This is a genomic window from Agrobacterium tumefaciens str. B6, from assembly GCF_001541315.1.
GTDB lineage: Bacteria > Pseudomonadota > Alphaproteobacteria > Rhizobiales > Rhizobiaceae > Agrobacterium > Agrobacterium radiobacter.
Genome location: NZ_LMVK01000006.1, coordinates 62,315 through 80,731, shown reverse-complemented (window position 1 = coordinate 80,731; position 18,417 = coordinate 62,315). Strand labels below are relative to the sequence as shown.

The following is an 18,417-nucleotide window of genomic DNA, read 5'->3' as shown; positions in this document are numbered from 1 at the left end:
CCTGTGGCCGCAAATGTCGGTTGCAGCGCATACAGAATCATCTGGTTCAATCTTGGCTTGCAGATATTAAGATTTGGCTAACCAAAGAATTGCCTGTGCGGGCGCAATCAGGGTGAGACGCCGATGAACATGCGGTAAAGGCCGTTATCGTCGGAATTGACAGAGGAAATATGATCGGGGTCGCTGGTTGCGGCCTCAAAAGCCTCCGGTGGCATCGCATCCAGCCAGCTTGCCTTGGGAAGGCTTCGCTCTGGCTGCATTTCAATGGGGGCGATGGGATTGTCCTCTTCGCCGGCTGCGGTGAAGGCCCCGTCATCGGGAACAAGCGGCGGGGCGGCCATGGACAGCAGGGCCTGCGCCGCATTGGGCTCATTGTCGTAAACGACGCTGCCGGATAGGCCGGAAATATCGGTCATGTCTGAACTCACATCATGTTTCGCTCAAGTGACTTTCGGAAGCGGCAATCATGCCGCCTTTTTCTTCAGCAGTTCATAAAGGCCATTGTCATCGATCGAAACCGGCAGAATGGCATTGCGGGTCTCTTCGACAAGTGTCTGCGCATCGAGCAGTTTTTCGGCGTCGTCTTCCGCATCGGCCGGATTGGTGGCTGCGTCTGTCTCGGCAGGTTCATCTTCGTTCTTCGCCGGCTCGGCTTCATCAGCAGGCGCAGCCGCAAGCACGGAGATCAGGGCGGTTTCCGATGATATGTCGGCTGACGCCTGCGGATCGGCGTCTACCGTCTTTTCCTCGCCGGAAGCATCGATATGCTCCTTCACGACGTCCTGGAGTTCCTGCACGTCTTCAAGCTTGCCCTGCGCATCGAGGGCCTGGATATCCTCTTCCCGCTCCGCCTTCACTTCCGCATCGTTGATTTCGCCAATGCGCTCTTTACCGCGTTCGGCCTGCAACTCTTCCTTGGTTTTGGGATCGGCGACATCTTCGAGACGCTGAATGACTTTCAGGGTCTCCCGCGTCATGAAGCGTGTGCCCTGCGCCTGCGTGTCCAGCGCACCTTTCACGGCGCGCGCCTCGTCGCCATAGGGGTTGGCGATGGCGGCGATCATCTGTCTGGCGGAGATGCCGAGTTGCTTGAGGCCGGTGGTTTCTTCCAGTTCACTGACATTTTTCGGCAAAGTCGCGCGCATCGCCATGATGGCTTTCGACATCTCATCGCCGAAATTATCTTCGTTGCCCGTCAGGCCGGCGCCCTTGGCGATGCGGGCGGCGAGGGCGGCCATGGGATCGGTCTTGGTGGTGGCGCCATTATTCAGCACCTCGACGACCTGTCCCTCCGAAACACCGAAAGATGTCAGGGAAATTTTCGTGGCTTTTCTCTGCGCATCGGTTTTTTCGAAACTGTCCGTCAGCGTCAGGGCATCCTGAAGTCTTTTGGCGAAGGAGAAGCTAGACTCGTCGGCTTCCTGTGTGATGCCGAGGGCGGAGGAAAAGCGGGAAACAAGTGAGGCGAAAGCATCGGCGTCCGGCTTCATGATGCCGAACAGATAGGCGCTTATCTTTTCATTGGCGGCGCGATGGCTTTCGTCCGGCTGCGGGTTGGTCTTGACCGCATCGTCCTTTTGGGTGCCGTTCGCCTTTTCCTGCTCTTCGCGCTGGCGGTCCTCGATGGCTTCCACCATCGAGCGCATGAGGTCGCTGACTGCAATGCCCGCCGTCTGCTGTAGCGGAGTGATCATCTTCAAAGTTCCCGGCCGCCCAAAGTTGCGGCCGAGAATAGGCAGTTCTGGTAAATCAGTGCTTAAACGAAGCGGCTGAAGGCTCAGCTATGGGCGAAAATATCGGTTTCTTCCCAGCCGAGGAGATCGAGTTTCGCGCGGGTCGGCAGAAAGGCGAAACAGGCGTCGGCATGGTCGAGGCGGCCGTCGCGGATGAGGCGGGCTGTCAGCTTGTCACGCAGTGCGTGCAGATAGAGCACGTCGGAGGCGGCATATTCGAGCTGGGCGGGCGACAGGGGCTGGGCCGCCCAGTCGGAGGATTGCTGCGCCTTGGAGATGTCGACTTCCAGCATTTCCTTCAGATTGTCCTTAAGGCCATGCCGGTCCGTGTAGGTACGGGTCAGCCGCGAGGCGATCTTGGTGCAGAAGACCGGTGTGGTCGTCACGCCGAAGGTATGGAACAGAACGGCGATATCGAAACGGCCGTAGTGAAAAATCTTCTGGTGGGCGGGATCGGCCAGCATGCGGACGAGGTTCGGGGCCTGCGTCTGGCCGGCGGCGATGCGGATGACGTCAGCCGTGCCATCGCCCGGCGAAAGCTGGACGACGCAGAGACGGTCGCGGCGCGGCACCAGCCCCAGCGTTTCCGTGTCGATGGCGATAGCACCGGTGTAGCGGGCTGCATCTTCGGCGGAAATATCGCCTTCGTGATAGCGGATGGTGGCTGCCATGTCTTGCTCCGGAAATTTCCTGTTTATGGCACCGGCTATAACGGAAAGAGCGTCTGGACGATACCGTTTTATGGGTCGTTTCCGTCCTCCTTCGGCTTGCCTTTGCGAAACAGCCCGGGTTAGGTTCGGAACATCCTTTCCTGACAGATCGCATGAATTCCCGATGACAAAGAAAATCTATCTCGCCGGCCCGGAAGTCTTCCTCCCGAATGCGCGTGAAATGCTCGACCTCAAGGCCTCGCTGGCGCGGGAAGCCGGTTTCATACCGCTTTCGCCGGGTGATCTGCAGATTCCGCCGGCGGACACCAGGATCGGCCACGGTTGCAACATCAATGCCGTCGATGAGCAGATGATGCTGGAAGCGGACGCGATCATTGCTAATCTCACGCCGTTCCGCGGCATCGCCGCCGATACGGGAACGAGCTACGAGCTGGGCTTCATGTGCGCGCTGGGCAAGCCGGTTTTCGCCTATACCAATGTCGCGGCCAATCATTTCACCCGTATCAAGGCGCATTATGGCGGCGTTGCCACCCTGGATGAAACGGGCCGCTATCGCGGACCGGACGGGCTGTCGATTGAGAATTTCGACATGGTCGACAATCTGATGCTGCATGGCGGGATTTTGCGGCGCGGCGGGATCATCATCGTCGGCGACGCGCCCGAAGAGGCCCTGTATACGGATCTGGACGCCTATAGACGCTGCCTCACGGCGGCGGCTGAAAAATTATTGACACCGATTGACCCCGAACGAACTGATATAGTGGAGGCATCATCATGAGCGGAACCATCCTCATCACCGGCGCGACATCCGGTTTCGGACAGGCCACGGCGCAGCGCTTCGTCAAGGAAGGCTGGAAGGTCATCGGCACGGGCCGGCGGGCGGAACGGCTGGAGGCGCTTTCGGCTGAACTCGGTTCCGCCTTTCATGGCGTCGCCTTCGATATCACCGACGAGGAGGCGACAAAAAAGGCGCTGGCCGGCTTGCCTGATGGATTCAGGGATATCGACATTCTCGTCAACAATGCCGGCCTTGCACTCGGCACGGCGCCCGCGCCGCAGGTGCCGTTGAAAGACTGGCAGACCATGGTGGACACCAACATCACTGGTCTCCTGAACGTCACCCACCATCTGCTGCCGACGCTGATCGAGCGCAAGGGTATTGTTATCAACCTTTCGTCTGTTGCTGCGCACTACCCCTATCTGGGCGGCAATGTGTATGGCGGTACCAAAGCGTTCCTGCGGCAATTCTCGCTCGGCCTGCGTTCCGACCTGCATGGCAAGGGCGTCAGGGTAACCTCGATCGAACCGGGCATGTGCGAAACGGAATTCACGCTGGTGCGCACCGGCGGCAATCAGGAAGCCTCGGATAATCTCTACAAGGGCGTCAATCCGATCACGGCAGACGATATTGCCAACACCATCCACTGGGTCGCCTCGCAGCCCAAACATATCAACATCAACAGCCTCGAACTGATGCCGGTCAACCAGTCCTTTGCCGGTTTCCAGGTCTATCGGGAAAGCTGATTTTCTCACGATTTTGGGGAGTGCTGAAAAACCGGGCAGGAATTCTTGAGCTATGCAGAAATGCAATGCTGCATTGCGAGACTTGCTCTGTTAAAAATCGCCGATACCGCTATATTCAAATCATCGAAGCGACGCACTCCTCCTCCCAGTGTCGCTCGATGTGGATCGGTGGTACTCCTCCTCCCAATCACCGATCAAGTTTGAAGCCTGCCGCACCTCCTCCCGCGGCAGGCTTTTTCCTTTTCTGGGCGTCTTTTCTTGAGCGCCTCTCGCTGTCGTCCTCTGGTGTGCCCGCTCTGCGTTGAAGGCTGGCCGCAAACTCCCCGTGAATTTCCGGGGGATTTTGATTTTTTGCGTCAAGGCAATGAGGGCTTAAATCGGGCGCGCGTCGATCACATTTTCGTTATGTCTAGATGAATTTGCACAGTTTTGTGGTGGCGTGCCCCGCCGGGCCATTGCCTAGCCCTCGGCCTGTGTTTAAGCATGGGCAAAAGAACGCTTGGGAGGTTGCCGGCACGCCTGTGTCTGCGGCCCGAAAGCGGCGGGGAGAGAATGGCAGACTTTCAAGAGGCGCTGAAGCGGTTTCAGCCGATCGCGGTTTCATCGATCGCTGAAGACGAGTTCAGATTGCGGCTACGCGGCCTGCAAGCGCGGATGATCCAGCAAAATGTGAAGGCGGTCTGGCTCGATGCATCGTCGTCGCTGACCTATTATACCGGTCTGTCGCTTGGCCTTTCCGAGCGCATTCACGGCGCTCTCGTTCCTGCCGAGGGCGCACCGGTCTATGTCAGCCCGACCTTCGAGGAGCCAAAGCTTCAGACGCTCATCCGCATTCCGGGTGAGGTCGCCGTCTGGGAAGAGGATGAAAGTCCCTTCGACCTGATGGCAAGACGTATCGGCGCACTTTCCTGTCCCGGTCATTTTGTCGCCATCGATCCCGCAACACCCTTTGTTTTCGCATCTGCCCTGATGCAGCGTCTCGAAGGGCGGATCATTTCCGCCCAGCCGATGATCGTTGCCCAGCGGCAGGTCAAATCCGCGACCGAAATCGCCCTCATCCAGACCGCGATGGACGCCAGCTACGGCGTGCAGAAAGCCGTGTTAGAAGGCCTGCGTCCCGGCATTTCCACCACCGAAGTGGCCGATTTCGTCAACGCCGCCCACATTGCGCTGGGCCTGAAGCCGCTTTTCGTGGCGGTGCAGTTCGGCGAGGCGACGGCCTATCCGCATGGCGTGCCCTATGCGCAGACGCTGAACGAAGGTGACATGGTGCTGGTCGATCTCGGCGGCATTCTTCATGGCTATCGTTCCGATATCACCCGCACCTATGTCTTCGGCAAGCCGACGGAACGGCAGCGTTTTCTCTGGAACGCCGAGCGCGATGCCCAGGCTGCTGCCTTTGCGGCTGCGAGCCTTGGCGCTGTCTGCTCGGATGTGGACAAGGCGGCGCGCGACAGCCTGATAGCGGCTGGTTTTGGGCCGGATTATCAGGTTCCCGGCCTGCCGCACCGCACCGGTCACGGGCTTGGGCTGGATATTCACGAAGAACCCTATATCGTTGCAGGAAATGCCACGGCGCTTGAGCCGGGCATGTGTTTTTCCATCGAGCCGATGCTGTGCGTTTATGGCGAATGCGGCGTCCGTCTCGAGGATATTGCTTATATGACGGAGGCGGGGCCGCGCTGGTTCTGTCCACCGGAGACGAACCTCGACCGGCTGTTTCAGCCGGTCGCCGGGTAATTGGTCGGGAGGCAAAAGACCGAACGGCGACACGGGTCTCCGCGTCGCCGCTGACCAGAAGAGGTAGGCCCGCAGGGGCCGCAGGAACTCAGAAAAAGAGGGAAAGGACCACCAGATGAAAACGCTGACCCGCAGTTTGCTTATCGCCTCTGCGCTTGCGATGGCTTCCGCCATGCCAGCCATGGCGAAGACCTTCGTTTATTGCTCCGAGGCATCGCCGGAAGGCTTCGATCCGTCGCCCTACACCGCAGGCGGCACCTTCGACGCTTCCGCGCATCCGGTCTACAACCGTCTGACCGAGTTCAAGAAGGGCACGACCGAAGTCGAGCCCGGTCTCGCTGAAAAATGGGATGTTTCGAGCGATGGCCTCGAATACACGTTCCACCTGCGCAAGGGTGTGAAGTGGCACTCCAACGAGAAGTTCCCCCCGAGCCGCGATTTCAACGCCGATGACGTGATCTTCAGCTACAACCGCCAGGGCGACGCGAAGAACCCGTGGAACCAGTATATCGCAGGCATCACCTACGAATATTACAACTCCATGGAAATGCCGTCGCTGATCAAGGAAATCGTCAAGGTCGACGATTACACCGTCAAGTTCGTGCTGACCCGTCCGGAAGCGCCTTTCCTCGCCAATATCGCGATGCCTTTCGCTTCGATCGTGTCGAAGGAATATGCCGATACGCTTGATAAGGCGGGCACCAAGGAAGACTTCAACAACCTGCCGATCGGCACCGGTCCGTTCAAGTTCGTCGCCTATCAAAAGGATGCGGTCATCCGCTACCAGAAGAACGCCGACTACTGGGGTGACGCGCCGAAGATTGACGATCTGATCTTCGCGATCACGCCTGATGCCGCCGTTCGCCTGCAGAAGCTGAAGGCTGGCGAATGCCACCTGATGCCTTATCCGGCTCCTGCTGATCTGGCCACCATCCGCGCCGACAAGAACCTCAAGCTCGACGAGCAGCCCGGTCTGAACGTCGCCTATTTCGCCTACAACACGACCGTTGCGCCTTTCGACAAGCCGGAAGTCCGCAAGGCGCTGAACATGGCGATGAACAAGCAGGCGATCATCGACGCCGTGTTCCAGGGCGCCGGCACGGTTGCCAAGAACCCGATCCCGCCGACAATGTGGTCCTACAACGACAGCATCAAGGACGATCCTTACGATCCGGAAGCAGCCAAGAAGGCTCTCGAAGCCGCTGGCGTCAAGGATCTGACGATGAAGATCTGGGCGATGCCGGTTCAGCGTCCCTACATGCCGAACGCCCGCCGCACCGCCGAGCTGATCCAGTCGGATTTCGCGAAGGTTGGCGTCAAGGCCGAGATCGTCTCCTTCGAATGGGGTGAATACCTCAAGAAGTCGACTGAAGTGAACCGCGACGGTTCCGTCATCCTCGGCTGGACCGGCGACAACGGTGACCCTGACAACTTCATGGGCGTTCTGCTCTCCTGCGCTGCAACCGGCGAAGGCGGTGCAAACCGTGCCCAGTGGTGCAACAAGGAGTTCTCCGAACTGCTGTCCAAGGCAAAGCAGACCACTGACGTTGCCGAACGCACCAAGCTTTATGAGCAGGCGCAGGTGATCTTCAAGGAACAGGCTCCGTGGGCGACGCTTGCGCACTCCACGCAGTTCGTTCCGATGTCCGCCAAGGTTTCCGGCTTCACCATGAGCCCGCTTGGTGACTTCACCTTCGAAAACGTCGACATCGCGGAATAATCCCAAACAACGGACGCGCGGAAGGACCCTGTTCTTCCGCGCGTCTTTTCAGGAAAAAACCATGATCCGGTTCATTCTCGGCAAACTCCTCTACCTCGTTCCGACATTTCTCGGGATTACCTTCGTCGCCTTCGCCTTCGTGCGCGTCCTGCCGGGCGATCCCGTGCTGTTGATGGCGGGCGAGCGTGGCATTTCGCCTGAGCGGCATGCGCAGCTTGCCGAACAGCTCGGCTTCAGCCAGCCCGTCTGGCAGCAATATCTTCATTTCCTCGGACGGCTGCTTCAGGGCGATCTCGGCAATTCGCTGGTCACCAAGAAGCCGGTTCTCACCGAGTTCCTGTCGCTCTTCCCCGCGACGGTCGAGCTTGGTCTCGTCGCAATCATCATCGCAACATTGATCGGCGTGCCGGTCGGCGTCATTGCCGCCATCCGTCGTGGTTCCTGGTTCGACCAGATTTCCATGACCACCGCGCTCGTCGGCTTCTCCATGCCGATCTTCTGGTGGGGCCTGCTGCTGATCATCATGTTCTCCGGCATCCTGCAATGGACGCCGGTGTCGGGCCGCATTTCGCTGATGTATTTCTTCCCCTCCGTTACCGGTTTCATGCTGATCGACAGCCTGATTTCGGGGCAGAAGGGCGCCTTCCTGTCGGCCTTTTCGCATCTCATCCTGCCGTCGGTCGTGCTTGCCACCATTCCGCTGGCGGTGATTGCCCGCCAGACGCGCTCGGCCATGCTGGAAGTCATGGGCGAGGACTATGTGCGGACCGCACGCGCCAAGGGCATGTCGCCCGCCCGCGTTGTCGGCGTCCATGCGCTTCGCAACGCCATGATCCCGGTCATCACCACCATCGGCCTCCAGATCGGCGTGCTGATGGCTGGCGCCATCCTGACCGAAACCATCTTTTCCTGGCCGGGCATCGGCAAGTGGATGATCGATTCCATCTCGCGCCGCGACTATCCGGTCGTGCAGAGCGGCCTGCTTCTGATCGCGGGTCTGGTAATGGTCGTCAACCTGCTTGTCGATCTGACCTATGGCCTCATCAATCCGAGGATCCGTCACAAATGACCGATGTGATCACCACCCCCGGCGTCCGCCTTTCGGACGCCGCCATCCGCCGCCGGATGATCGCCGATTTCTGGTTCTACTTCCGTCAGAACCGCGGCGCCGTCATCGGCCTTGCCGTCTTCATTCTCCTCGTCCTCATCGCGGTCTTTGCGCCCCTGATCGCGCCGCATGATCCGACCCAGCAATATCGCGATGCGCTGCTCGTCCCGCCGGTCTGGCAGGAAGGCGGTCGTGCCGGCTTCTTCTTCGGCACCGATGCGGTCGGGCGCGACATGCTGTCCCGCCTGATCTATGGCGCACAATATTCGCTGTTCATCGGCGTCGTTGTCGTCTCCATCGCCCTTGTCGGCGGCATCGTTATCGGTCTCGTCGCCGGCTTTTTCGGTGGCTGGGTCGATACCGTCATCATGCGCGTCATGGACGTCATTCTGGCGTTTCCGTCACTGCTTCTGGCGCTGGTCCTGGTCGCGGTCCTCGGGCCGGGGCTCACCAATGCGATGATTGCCATTGCCATCGTCTACCAGCCGCATTTCGCCCGCCTGACGCGTGCTGCCGTCATGAGCGAACTCCGGCGCGAATATGTCACCGCCGCCCGCGTGGCCGGCGCCGGCAATTTACGGCTGATGTTCAAGACCATCCTGCCGAACTGCCTTGCGCCGCTGATCGTTCAGGCAACGCTCTCCTTCTCGTCTGCGGTTCTCGATGCCGCAGCCCTCGGCTTCCTCGGCATGGGTGCACAGCCGCCCGCTTCCGAATGGGGCACGATGCTGGCGGAAGCGCGTGAATTCATCCTGCGCGCCTGGTGGGTTGTCACCCTTCCGGGCCTGACGATCCTGATCTCGGTGCTCGCCATCAACCTCATGGGTGACGGCCTGCGCGATGCGCTCGATCCCAAACTGAAGCGGAGCTGAGCAATGAGCCTGCTGAAAATCAAGAACCTCACCGTCAAATTCGCCACCGCCACCGGCGCCTTCACGGCCGTCGACGGCATCGATGTCTCCGTCGACAAGCACGAAGTGCTGGCGATCGTCGGCGAATCCGGTTCCGGCAAGTCGGTTTCGATGCTCGCCGTCATGGGGCTTCTGCCCGATACGGCGACGATCACCGCCGATGAGATGACCTTTGACGGCATCAACCTGCTCGCCATGTCGCCGCAGGAGCGCCGCAAGCTGATCGGCCGCGAGATCACCATGATCTTCCAGGAGCCGGTCGCCTCGCTCAACCCGTCATTTACGGTCGGTTTCCAGATCGAGGAGGTTCTGCGCCTCAATCTCGGCATGAGCGGCGCTGCCGCGCGTGCCCGGGCTCTGGAACTGTTTCGTGCCGTGGGTATTCCCGAGCCGGAAACCAAGCTCAAGGCTTATCCGCACCAGATGTCGGGGGGCCAGTGCCAGCGCGTGATGATAGCGATTGCGATCGCCTCCAAGCCGCGCCTGCTGATCGCCGACGAGCCGACCACCGCGCTCGACGTGACGATCCAGAAGCAGATCCTCGATCTCCTGATGAATCTGCAGACGGAATATGGCATGGCGCTGATCCTCATCACCCACGACATGGGCGTCGTGGCGGAAACCGCGGATCGCGTCGTCGTGCAATATAAGGGCCGCAAGATGGAGGAGGCGGATGTCTTAAGCCTGTTCGAGGCCCCGCAGCATCCCTATACCAAGGCACTGCTTTCGGCCCTGCCGGAAAATGCCACCGGCGACCGTCTGCCCACGGTTTCCGATTTCTTCGGCAAGGAGGGCGTTCAATGAGTATCGTTGTCGAAGGCAAGGGCATTACCCGCCATTATCACGTTCCCGGCGGCATCTTTGGCGGCGCCAAGACGGTTCAGGCCCTCAAAGGCATCGATTTTGCCGTCGAGCGCGGCAAGACGCTCGCCATCGTCGGTGAGTCCGGTTCGGGCAAGTCGACGCTTGCCCGCATCATCGCGCTGATCGACCCGGCATCCGGCGGTGAACTCAAGATCGAAGGCAAGCCGGTCGATATCGCCAAGCGCCGCCCCGATACGGTCATGCGCTCCAAGGTGCAGATGGTGTTCCAGAACCCCTATGGCAGCCTCAACCCGCGCCAGAAAGTGGGTGATGTGCTGATGGAGCCGCTGCTCATCAACACGAAAATGCCGGCTTCCGAGCGCCGCGAGCGCGCCGAAGCCATGCTGGTGAAGGTTGGCCTCGGTCCTGAGCATTTCAACCGCTATCCGCACATGTTCTCGGGCGGCCAGCGCCAGCGTATCGCCATCGCGCGCGCACTGATGCTGAACCCGGCGCTGCTGGTGCTGGATGAACCGGTCTCCGCGCTCGATCTTTCGGTGCAGGCGCAGGTGCTGAACCTGCTCCGAGATCTGCAGGAAGAATTCGAACTGACCTATGTTTTTGTCAGCCACGATCTTTCTGTGGTGCGCTACATCGCCGATGACGTGCTGGTCATTTCCAAGGGCGAGGCAGTGGAGCAGGGCACGCGCGAGGAACTTTTCGCCAACCCGAAGCACCCCTATACGCGCCAGCTTTTTGCCGCGACACCGATCACGGATGCCGACGCCATCCGCGCCCGCGTGGAGCGCCGCAAGGCGGCACGGCAGGCCGCGACGGCTTAAACGCGAGACGCCAAAGTTGAGAACAGGCCGGATTTCCGGCCTGTTCGTCTTTCAGGACTTCAAAAATATGCCGATGGCGGCGAGTGCGCCAAGTTCCCTGATGTTGCGATAGGCGGCTTTCAGGTTCGAGACGAAGGTTTCATTGCCGGGCAGATCATCGCCGAACGTGCGTTTGAACGCGAGAAAGCGGTCGATAACATCGTCCGGTGCCATTGCCAGCTGATCCGGCGCATCCCACTCCCTGAAGGCCGGATCGAGAATCGTGATCGGCTCTCCCTTTTCGTTCCTGTCCGCGCATGACCTGATCCAGAGGGCCACGGCAAAAATGACAGCGCCGCTTCCGGAGTTTTCCTCCAGCAATTCGCGTAAGGGCGCAAGAATACGCAGCGGCACCTTCTGCGAAGCATCGGAGGCGATCTGCATGGTCTTGTGCTGCAGAGAGGGATTGGCGAAACGTTCCCGCAGGCCGGCTGCGAATTCCGCACCATCGACGACAGGGTCCAGCGTCCGGCCGACCTCGCGCCAATAGGCGTCGATGAAATCGCGCACGGTCTTTTCACCCCAGGCATCGGCCACCGTCGCAAGGCTGGCAATCTGGCCGATGGCGGCTATGGCGCTGTGGGAACCGTTCAGCATTCTGAGCTTCATATGCTCATACGGTTCGACATTGCCGACAAATTCCACGCCCGATTTCTCGAGCGCCGGCCTTCCATGCGGAAAGCGGTCTTCGATGACGAAACGGAAATAGGGTTCGGCAACGACCGGCCAGGCATCACGCAGGCCGAGTGCAACCGAAATCGCATCCCGGTCCGCATCCGTGGTGGCGGGTACGATCCGGTCCACCATCGAGCAGGGGCAGGCAATATTGGCTTCGATGAAGGAGGCCAGTTCCTTATCCGCAAGGCTGGCGAATTCCAGCAGCAGCTTTTGCAGCACATGGCCGTTGGCGGGCAGGTTGTCGCAGGACAGCAGCGTCAGGGGCCGAGAACGCTCTTTGCGCCTGCGCCGCGTGGCCGCAAGGATGAAGCCGAAGATGGAACGTGGCCTGTCCGGGTTTTCGAGATCATGGACGATATCAGGGTGTTCGCGCAGCAGGCTGCGGGAGGCGAGATTGGTCAGGTAACCCTTCTCCGTCACGGTCAGGGTGACGATGAGAACGCGCGGATCGGCCATCCGCTCCACCAGCCGTTCGGGCTCTTCCGGGGCGACGATGGTTTCCAGAATGGAGCCGATGATGCGCAGGCGCTCGCTTTGGCCGTCTCGCAGGCAAAAGGTGTAGAGATTGTCCTGCGGTTCGATGGCGTCGCGTGTGTCCGGACTGCGCAGCGATGCGGCGACGATGCCCCATTGCGTCTCACCGCGGTTGAGGCAATCATCGATGAAAACCGCCTGATGCGCCCGGTGAAAGGCGCCGACGCCGAGATGCACGATGCCGGGCGTGATCTTCTCGCGCTCATAGGCGGGTGTTGCAACTGTTTGCTGTAGGTGGGGCAGGGTTGCAGCGGAAAGCCGGTCTGTCATCGACGCGAAATCCCCGTGCGGAGCGAGATGGTCGCGGCTCGCGCCGATGGAGTTGCGACGCTCGGGTTTTCGCGCATGTCAGTTCCTCCCCTTGTCTTTTGAATGGATCAGACGCCGGCCTCTTTGAGCAGCCGGACCTGGCGCAGCGTGTTCTGCCGGCTGCGCTCGAGATGCCGCCACAGGGCATCGATGATCTGGACCTTGCTGCCGGCGGCAATGGCGTCGGCGATATTCTGGTGTTCCTCGACCGAGCGGGCGTAATCGCCGAGGATCGAGACGAAAACCGTGTGGGTCTGGTCGAGAATGCGCCCATGCGAGCCGGAAATGACGGGAATGCGCGCCGCCGAAACAAGAGTCGTATGGAAGCTGCGATCGTAAAAAAGCGCTTTCGACAATTCGTTCAGCGTCGAGCCCTTGGCGAATTCACGATGTTTCGCCAGGCTTTCCAGAAGTTCCGCGTGCAGCGCTCCATCCAGTTGGCCGGCGTCGAAAGCCACTTCCACCGCGCCTTTTTCGAGCAGCATTCTGGCGGCGTAAAGTTCTTCCACATCCTCCACCGTGAAATCGCGCACCACCACGCCGCGCCGGGAGGAATTGACCACCAGCCCGTCAGCTTCGAGTTTCAGGCAGGCTTCTTTCACCGGCGTGGGGCTGATGCCGAGATCGGCGGCAAGCTCATTGGGCAACAGGCGTTCGCCGCCGCGCAATCTGCCGCTGACGATGCGTGCGCGCAGTTCCTGATGCGCCTGTTCGGCGAGCGTGATTTTGACCAGCGTGTTCATGGCTGCATCATTGCCCAGCTTCGCGGGACAGGCAATGGCTGAATATTAAAAATAAAAAATTTTTTATTTTACAAAAGCCGATTTTCCTTTAGCTCTATCTGCCAGCGGAAGCGGGCTGCTGGAGGAGGGTGGCCTGCAAATTCCCGAAAGCCATCCGCGCGATCTCTGATCGCGGGGCGGTGGCGTCTGTTCCTCCCCGGAAGCAATCAGCATCGAGGAATGACCGATCATGAAAATTACCGCCGTCGAACCTTTCATCCTGCACCTGCCGCTGACCTCGGAGTCCATTTCCGATTCCACCCACAGCATCACCCATTGGGGCGTCGTCGGCGCGAAGATCACCACCAGTGACGGCCTTGAGGGCTATGGTTTCACCGGCACCCATGCGCATCTGCCGTCCGACAGGCTGATCACATCCTGCATCAGCGATTGTTATGCGCCCTTGCTGGTGGGAGAGGATGCGTCGGACCATTCAAGGCTGTGGACGAAACTTGCCCGTTATCCCTCGCTGCAGTGGGTTGGCCGCGCCGGCATCACCCATCTGGCGCTGGCCGCGATCGACGTGGCGCTCTGGGACCTGAAGGCGAAAAAGGCGGGCGTGCCGCTCTGGCAATATCTCGGCGGCGCGCGCACGGCGGCGGTGGAAGCTTACAATACCGATATAGGCTGGCTTTCCTTCACGCTGGAGGATTTGCTGGCGGGCAGCACGAGGGCGGTGGAGGAGGACGGCTTCACCCGCCTGAAGATCAAGGTCGGGCATGATGATCCGACTATCGATATCGCCCGCCTTGCCGCCGTCCGCAAGCGTGTCGGTCCGTCCATTCGCATCGCCATTGACGGCAACGGCAAATGGGATTTGCCGACCTGCCAGCGTTTCTGCGCGGCGGCGAAGGATCTGAATATCTACTGGTTCGAGGAGCCGTTGTGGTATGACGATGTGACGAGCCACGCGCGGCTGGCGCGCAATACGTCCATTCCGATTGCGCTCGGCGAACAGCTCTACACGGTGGATGCGTTCCGCTCATTCATCGATGCCGGCGCGGTGGCCTATGTCCAGCCGGATGTGACCCGGCTCGGCGGCATAACCGAATATATCCAGGTTGCCGATCTCGCGCTCGCCCATCGCCTGCCGGTGGTGCCGCATGCCGGCGAAATGAGCCAGGTGCATGTGCATCTGAGCTACTGGCACCCGGCATCGACGATTCTCGAATATATTCCGTGGATCAAAGATCATTTCGAAGAACCGATCCATGTCCGTGACGGTGTTTACAAGCGCCCGGAACACCCCGGCGCCAGCACCACGCCTCTGGCTGAAAGCTTTGCCCGCTATGGCAAATCGGTAAAATGAGCAGCGGTATACAGCCCGGATTTTAAGGGAGGGAAAGCCCGTCCTCCGTCATGCCGGACTAGATCCGGCATCCAGCCACGGCGCGTCTGCGCCATGAAAAGAGTCTTTCGCGATCAAAGACTTGATCGCGCTGGACCCCGGATCAAGTCCGGGGTGACGGAGTGTGGATGATGCAATTTTTCCAAATTTAGCGCCAGCCGAGTGCCGGTGCTACCTGCTTGAGGATCGTCTCGATCACATGGGCGTTGTAGTCGACGCCCAGCTGGTTCGGCACGGTCAGGAGCAGCGTGTCGGCTTCGGCGATGGCTTCGTCGGCCTTCAGCTGTTCAATCAGCTGCTCCGGCTCGGCGGCATAGCTGCGCCCGAAGATCGCACGTGTCTTGTCGTCGATGTAGCCGATCTTGTCATCACCTTCGTTGCCGTAACCGAAATACGACCGGTCGCGATCGTTGACGAGGGCGAAGATGCTGCGGCTGACCGATACACGGGGCTCGCGGGCATGACCGGCTTCCTTCCAGGCTTCCCGGAAGGTGCGGATCTGCTGCGCCTGCTGGACATGGAAAGGCTCGCCCGTTTCGTCCGTCTTCAGGGTGGAGCTTTGCAGGTTCATGCCAAGCTTTGCCGCCCACACCGCCGTTGCATTGGAACTCGAACCCCACCAGATGCGCTCGCGCAGCCCTTCGGAATGCGGCTCCAGCCGCAGCAAGCCGGGCGGGTTCGGGAACATCGGGCGCGGGTTCGGCTCAGCAAAACCTTCGCCCTTCAGAAGCTCGAGGAAGACTTCGGTGTGCTGGCGCGCCATGTCTTCTTCGCTCTGGCCTTCGGCCGGACGGTAACCGAAATAACGCCAGCCATCGATCACCTGCTCCGGCGAGCCGCGGCTGATGCCGAGCTGCAGGCGGCCGCCGGCGATGAGGTCGGCCGAACCGGCATCCTCGGCCATGTAGAACGGGTTTTCATAACGCATGTCGATGACGCCGGTGCCGATTTCGATCTTTTTCGTGCGGGCGCCGACGGCAGCCAGAAGCGGGAAGGGCGAGGCAAGCTGGCGGGCGAAATGATGCACGCGGAAATAGGCGCCGTCGGCTCCCAATTCTTCCGCTGCGACGGCGAGGTCGATCGATTGCAGCAGCGTGTCCGCAGCCGAGCGGGTCTGCGACTGGGGCGACGGCGTCCAGTGGCCGAAGGAGAGGAATCCGATCTTTTTCATGATGACCTTCCAGATGTCGGAGGATGCCGGTCGTCACAAACCGGCTTCGTTGTTGTCAGTCATATAGGCAGGGACGCGCATCCTCCAACCGGCCACCCGTAAACACGGTGTCGCCGAAATGTGAACGATGACCGCGTCAGGCGATTGTTCTGCGGTCCAGGATGAAGAGATTTTCATGCGCGCGCGCCGTCGTGAGGATGAAATCCATCAGAGAGCGTACCCGCGGCACATTGGCGAGATCGTGGTGGCTGGTCAGCCAGTAGCCGCGCCGCAGTTCCACCTCACCGGCAAGCACCATCTGCAGGTCTGGAAAACGTGCCGCGATGAAATTCGGCAGGATGCACAGGCCCCTGCCGCTCAGCGTTGCCGTCAGCTGCGCGAAAATGCTTGAGGACTGAAAGCCCGGACGCAGGCCGGGCATCACGTCGCGCATATAATCGAGGCCCGGTGAGAAGATCAGGTCCTGCACGTAGCCGATAAAGAAATGATCGGGCAAATCCTCGCGCCGGGTGATTTTCGGGTGGCTGGCGAGATAGGAGCGCGAGGCATAGATATGCAGCGTGTAATCGATGATCTGTTCGTTGATGTAGGGACCGGCTTTCGGCGGGTCGAGCGTGACCGCCACATCCGCCTCCTTCCTCGACAGCGCCATGATCTGCTGGATCGTCACCATCTCCACCATGATGTGAGGATGGGTGATGGCGAAGTCTTTCAGCCTTTCCACGAAGAAAAAATTGGAAAAACCCTCGGGCGCACTGAGCCGCACCACGCCGCGCAGCAGGCTGCCGCTTTCGGAAATATCCGATTGCAATCTTTCCGCTTCCGCCTCGATGCGCTCGACGGTATCGACCAGCCGCCGCCCGACCGTGGTAAGCTCGTAACCACGCGGGTTTCTCTCGAACAGCTTGGTTTTAAGCGAGAATTCCAGCCGGTCGATGTGGCGGGAGACGGGGGCGGGGCTGGGGCGCAGGCTTCTCGCCGCCGAGGAGAGCTGTCCGGTGCGGGCCACGGCCAGAAAATATTGCAGGTCGTCCCAGGTGAAAGGGGTGGCCATATTTGTCTCCCATCAAGAGTTCTGTTCAAAAATGAACAGTTCCTGTTCGCAATTTGATGATGCCCAGCTCTTGTGTCAACGACCGAATTCGAGAAGTCTAGGCTCAGGATGCATCGCTTTGAGGAGGGCGGTGTGACCGTTCAGGTGCAATGGCATGGAAACCCCCCAAGTGGTTTCGTTCACCATTGCACAGACCCATCTGAGGCTCGCAATCATCTCTGGGAGGAGAAGTCATGCGCAAGAGTATCCTTTTATCCACGGCCATGGCACTGGCCGCGGGCACCGCCGCTTATGCCGCCGAGATTTCAGACGGCAAGGTCAAGATCGGCATCCTGAACGACCAGTCGGGTGTCTACGCCAATTTCGGCGGCAAGTACTCTTATGAAGCCGCGAAGATGGCGGTTGAGGATTTCGGCGGCAAGGTGCTGAATGCGCCGGTTGAGGTGGTGACCGCCGACCACCAGAACAAGGCGGATGTGGCCTCCAATATCGCCCGCCAATGGTACGATACCGAACAGGTCGATTCGATCATGGAACTGACCTCGTCGTCGGTCGGCCTTGCCGTGCAGGCGCTCTCCAAGGACAAGAAGAAGATCACCGTCAACACCGGGGCGGCAACCACCGAACTGACCGGCAAGCAGTGCAGCCCCTATGGTTTCCATTGGGCCTATGACACCTATTCGCTGGCGGTCGGCACCGGCGGCGCGCTGGTGAAGCAGGGCGGCGACAGCTGGTTCTTCCTGACCGCAGACTATGCCTTCGGTTATTCGCTGGAAGAAAATACCGCCAATTTCGTCAAGGCCAATGGCGGCAAGGTGCTGGGCTCCGTGCGCCATCCGCTTGCCACGACGGATTATTCCTCCTTCCTGCTGCAGGCGCAGTCCTCGGGCGCGAAGGTCATCGGTCTTGCCAATGCCGGTCTCGATACCTCCAACGCCATCAAGCAGGCGGCCGAATTCGGCATCGTCGCCGGCGGCCAGCGGCTTGCGGCCCTTCTCTTCACGCTCGCCGAAGTCCACGGCCTCGGTCTTGAAGCAGCCCAGGGCCTGACGCTGACGGAAGGGTTCTATTGGGACCGCGATGATGAATCGCGCAAATTCGGCGAACGCTTCAAGGAACGCACCGGCGCCATGCCGAACATGGTGCATGCCGGCACCTATTCCGCCGTGCTGCATTACCTGAAAGCCATCGAAAAGGCCGGCACCGACGATGCTGATGCCGTCGCCAAGGCCATGAAGGAAATGCCCGTCAACGACGTCTTCTCGAAGGATGGCCATGTGGCCGCCAATGGCCGCATGATCCACGACATGTATCTCATGGAAGTGAAGAAGCCGGACGAGAGCAAGCAGCCGTGGGATTATTACAAGGTGCTCGCCACCATTCCCGGCAAGGAAGCCTTCATGGACCCCGCAAAAAGCGGTTGCCCGCTGGTAACGCAATAAAAGACTG

At 60.1% G+C, this 18,417-nt stretch carries 17 protein-coding genes; 10 read left to right on the top strand and 7 right to left on the bottom strand.

The genetic code is table 11. From position 1 onward, the window contains the following. Positions 1-107: 107 nt before the first annotated feature. From ASB65_RS06865 to ASB65_RS06855, 3 genes are all read right to left on the bottom strand, one after another. A complete protein-coding gene (locus ASB65_RS06865; protein WP_003508655.1) occupies positions 108-416 on the bottom strand; it encodes a hypothetical protein in 309 nt (102 codons plus the stop codon). A 48-nt stretch (positions 417-464) separates the two neighbouring features. Beyond that, complete coding sequence (locus tag ASB65_RS06860; protein ID WP_060723423.1) at positions 465-1,694, bottom strand: hypothetical protein; 1,230 nt, start codon at positions 1,692-1,694, stop codon at positions 465-467. 83 nt (positions 1,695-1,777) lie between these two features. Next, complete coding sequence (locus ASB65_RS06855) at positions 1,778-2,404, bottom strand: ribonuclease D (RefSeq protein WP_060723422.1); 627 nt, start codon at positions 2,402-2,404, stop codon at positions 1,778-1,780. Positions 2,405-2,567: 163 nt separating this feature from the next. Between ASB65_RS06855 and ASB65_RS06850 the strand changes: the two genes are divergently transcribed. The 8 genes from ASB65_RS06850 (at position 2,568) to ASB65_RS06815 (ending at position 11,053) form a co-directional block, all read left to right on the top strand. After that, complete coding sequence (locus ASB65_RS06850; protein ID WP_060723421.1) at positions 2,568-3,182, top strand: nucleoside 2-deoxyribosyltransferase; 615 nt, start codon at positions 2,568-2,570, stop codon at positions 3,180-3,182. Further along, positions 3,179-3,928, top strand: coding sequence for an SDR family oxidoreductase (locus ASB65_RS06845; protein WP_060723420.1), 750 nt, complete (start codon positions 3,179-3,181; stop codon positions 3,926-3,928). The genes ASB65_RS06850 and ASB65_RS06845 overlap by 4 nt, the downstream gene beginning before the upstream one ends. Positions 3,929-4,480: 552 nt before the next feature. Beyond that, positions 4,481-5,668 (top strand): M24 family metallopeptidase, encoded by a 1,188-nt coding sequence (locus ASB65_RS06840; RefSeq protein ID WP_003508671.1) that lies wholly within the window; start codon positions 4,481-4,483, stop codon positions 5,666-5,668. A gap of 115 nt (positions 5,669-5,783) precedes the next feature. After that, positions 5,784-7,388 carry an ABC transporter substrate-binding protein gene (locus tag ASB65_RS06835; protein WP_060723419.1) on the top strand — a complete coding sequence of 535 codons (1,605 nt, stop codon included), beginning with the start codon at positions 5,784-5,786 and terminating at the stop codon, positions 7,386-7,388. A 61-nt stretch (positions 7,389-7,449) separates the two neighbouring features. Then, complete coding sequence (locus ASB65_RS06830) at positions 7,450-8,457, top strand: ABC transporter permease subunit (protein ID WP_003508673.1); 1,008 nt, start codon at positions 7,450-7,452, stop codon at positions 8,455-8,457. Then, a complete protein-coding gene (locus tag ASB65_RS06825; protein ID WP_003508674.1) occupies positions 8,454-9,368 on the top strand; it encodes an ABC transporter permease subunit in 915 nt (304 codons plus the stop codon). The genes ASB65_RS06830 and ASB65_RS06825 overlap by 4 nt, the downstream gene beginning before the upstream one ends. 3 nt (positions 9,369-9,371) lie before the next feature. Beyond that, positions 9,372-10,211, top strand: coding sequence for an ABC transporter ATP-binding protein (locus ASB65_RS06820; protein WP_020813549.1), 840 nt, complete (start codon positions 9,372-9,374; stop codon positions 10,209-10,211). Beyond that, positions 10,208-11,053: an ATP-binding cassette domain-containing protein gene (locus ASB65_RS06815; protein WP_003508678.1), complete on the top strand. Its 846-nt coding sequence runs from the start codon at positions 10,208-10,210 to the stop codon at positions 11,051-11,053. The genes ASB65_RS06820 and ASB65_RS06815 overlap by 4 nt, the downstream gene beginning before the upstream one ends. 51 nt (positions 11,054-11,104) lie before the next feature. Here the strand turns inward: ASB65_RS06815 and ASB65_RS06810 are convergent, their stop codons facing one another. Both ASB65_RS06810 and ASB65_RS06805 read right to left on the bottom strand, forming a co-directional pair. Next, on the bottom strand, positions 11,105-12,574 hold the full coding sequence (locus tag ASB65_RS06810; protein ID WP_060723418.1) for a mannitol dehydrogenase family protein: 1,470 nt from the start codon (positions 12,572-12,574) through the stop codon (positions 11,105-11,107). 107 nt (positions 12,575-12,681) lie between these two features. Further along, complete coding sequence (locus ASB65_RS06805; protein WP_060723417.1) at positions 12,682-13,356, bottom strand: GntR family transcriptional regulator; 675 nt, start codon at positions 13,354-13,356, stop codon at positions 12,682-12,684. Between the two features lie 229 nt (positions 13,357-13,585). Here ASB65_RS06805 and ASB65_RS06800 point away from each other — a divergent pair, with 229 nt between their 5' ends. After that, entirely contained in the window at positions 13,586-14,704 is a 1,119-nt protein-coding gene (locus tag ASB65_RS06800; protein WP_060723416.1) for a mandelate racemase/muconate lactonizing enzyme family protein, read from the top strand. A 187-nt stretch (positions 14,705-14,891) separates the two neighbouring features. Here the strand turns inward: ASB65_RS06800 and ASB65_RS06795 are convergent, their stop codons facing one another. Beyond that, the gene (locus ASB65_RS06795) at positions 14,892-15,914 is read right to left on the bottom strand and encodes an LLM class flavin-dependent oxidoreductase (protein WP_003508682.1); all 1,023 of its coding nucleotides are present in this window, start codon (positions 15,912-15,914) and stop codon (positions 14,892-14,894) included. A 136-nt stretch (positions 15,915-16,050) separates the two neighbouring features. Next, positions 16,051-16,968, bottom strand: coding sequence for a LysR family transcriptional regulator (locus ASB65_RS06790; protein ID WP_060723415.1), 918 nt, complete (start codon positions 16,966-16,968; stop codon positions 16,051-16,053). A gap of 233 nt (positions 16,969-17,201) precedes the next feature. Here ASB65_RS06790 and ASB65_RS06785 point away from each other — a divergent pair, with 233 nt between their 5' ends. After that, a complete protein-coding gene (locus ASB65_RS06785; RefSeq protein WP_060723414.1) occupies positions 17,202-18,410 on the top strand; it encodes an ABC transporter substrate-binding protein in 1,209 nt (402 codons plus the stop codon). Positions 18,411-18,417: the final 7 nt, after the last annotated feature.